Source organism: Ornithinibacter sp. (assembly GCF_035443565.1).
GTDB lineage: Bacteria > Actinomycetota > Actinomycetes > Actinomycetales > Dermatophilaceae > Fodinibacter.
Window position 1 is genome coordinate 1 of sequence record NZ_DAORSO010000296.1, and the last position, 1,845, is coordinate 1,845.

4 protein-coding genes are annotated in these 1,845 nt (G+C 70.7%); all 4 read right to left on the reverse strand.

The genetic code is table 11. The features are described from left to right. Nucleotides 1–98: RNA-binding S4 domain-containing protein (locus PLL68_RS14605; protein ID WP_324535329.1), on the reverse strand; the 98-nt coding region annotated here is incomplete at its 3' end. Nucleotides 99–255: 157 nt separating this feature from the next. Next, nucleotides 256–546, reverse strand: coding sequence for a WhiB family transcriptional regulator (locus PLL68_RS14610; protein WP_324535322.1), 291 nt, complete (start codon nt 544–546; stop codon nt 256–258). A gap of 163 nt (nt 547–709) precedes the next feature. Continuing rightward, complete coding sequence (locus PLL68_RS14615) at nt 710–1,357, reverse strand: LuxR C-terminal-related transcriptional regulator (protein ID WP_324535324.1); 648 nt, start codon at nt 1,355–1,357, stop codon at nt 710–712. Then, nucleotides 1,345–1,845 (reverse strand): sensor histidine kinase (locus PLL68_RS14620; RefSeq protein WP_324535327.1); only part of this gene is annotated, 501 nt, incomplete at its 5' end. The genes PLL68_RS14615 and PLL68_RS14620, both read right to left, overlap by 13 nt.

Below are 1,845 nucleotides of genomic sequence, written 5' to 3' on the forward strand. Positions count from 1 at the left end.
CGCGCCATGGCGCCGTCATCGACGACGCCCGCCAGCTTGAGCAGCTGCCCGAGGCGGATGGTCTCGTCACGGATGGGGACGTCGATGGGAGCACTCACGCATCAAGGCTACGGCGACGTGCCGTGCGACGTTGTCCGGGCCGCAGGTGGGTTCTCGTCTCGACAGGTGTGATCTGTCGTTGCGGCCCCCGCGGCCCCTGCGGCCCGGACTGCTTCTCGCCCCCGGTCTGGTGGAGTCCTGGCCACGAAGGTGACGTCAGGACGCGATGTGACGGCCCCGTGCATAGAAGGACTCGCGCTCGTCTTCCGTGAGGCCGCCCCACACCCCGTACGGCTCGCGCACGGCGAGGGCGTGGCTGCGGCAGGCTTCGATCACCGGACAGCCGAAGCACACCTCTTTGGCTGCGCCCGCCCGGATGCGGCGCTTGGTGCCGCGCTCGCCCTCCGGGTGGAAGAACACGTCGGGCCCGACTCGCCGGCAGGACCCCTCGAGCTGCCAGTCCCACAGGTCGGCAACGGGCCCCGGAAGCCTGGTGGTCTCCGACATGCCTACCTCCTCACGTGGTGTCGACCACTTCCCTGAGTGGCCGGTGCACCACGCTAGGAGTGGTTTGGAAAAGGTCGGGTATGTCAAAGGTAAGGAGTTGGTCAAAAACTGCAGCTATGTGATTCAGACGTCAACTAGCCTGCGACGGAACGTTTTTCAGCTCTCAACCAGGTCGGTGCCCCTCGAGGTACCGCAGCACCGCGAGCACCCGGCGATGGTCCTGCGTGGTCGCCTCCGCCAGGCCCAGCTTGCCGAGGATCCGAGCGACGTGGGTCTCGACGGTGCGCTCGGCGATGACCACCCGGGCGGCGATCCCCGCGTTCGTCAACCCCTCGGCCATCAGGGCCAGCACCTCGTGCTCGCGCGGGGTGAGCGAGGCCAGCCCAGGGCTGCCGCCGACCATGAGCCGAGCCACCACCTCCGGGTCGAGCGCCGAACCGCCGTCGGCGACCCGGTCGAGGGCGTCGAGGAACTGCGTGACATCGAGAACCCGGTCCTTGAGCAGGTAGCCGAAGTGGCCACCGGCCACGAGGTCGACCGACAGTCGTGACTCCACGTGCTGCGAGAGCAGCAGCACCCCGGTCTCCGGTCGCTCCAACCGAACCCGTGCCGCGACCCGGGCGCCGTCGTCGGCGTGGTCGGGCGGCATCCGGACATCGAGGATCGCGACGTCGGGGCCGTGCTCGAGCACGGCGGCCAGCGCGCTCGGGGCGTCGGGGGCGTCGGCGACGACGTCGTGGCCCACCTCGGTGAGCAGCGACCGCAACCCGGCACGAAAGAGCGCCGAGTCCTCGCCGATCACGATGCGCAAGGGATGACCGCCTCGATCGAGGTTCCGCCGCGCGGCTCGGAGGACACGGTCAGCCGACCGCCCACGGCGTTCACCCGATCGCTGAGCATCGACAGCCCCGAGCCGGGCGTGAGGCGTGCGCCGCCACGGCCGTCGTCGCGCACGGCGACGTGGACGACGGACTCCTCCTGCCGCACGTCGACGGCGACCCGGGATGCCGCAGCGTGCTTGACGGCGTTGGCGACGCCTTCGCTCGCGACGTAGTAGGCGGTGAGGCTCACGTGGTCGGGCAGGTCGTCGGCCGAGTAGGTGACCTCGAGGGGCAGGGCGCTGGAGCGGGTCAGGCTCTCCAGGGCCGGAGCCAACCCGTCGTCCAGACAGCTCGGACGCAGCCCGTGGGCGATCTGGCGCAGCTCGGCCACGGCGAGGGCCAGCTCGTCCACCGCCCCGTCGACCAGGGCGTCGAGGTCCGGGCCGTCACCACCGGCTGCCCGGTGCTGGGCCACCCG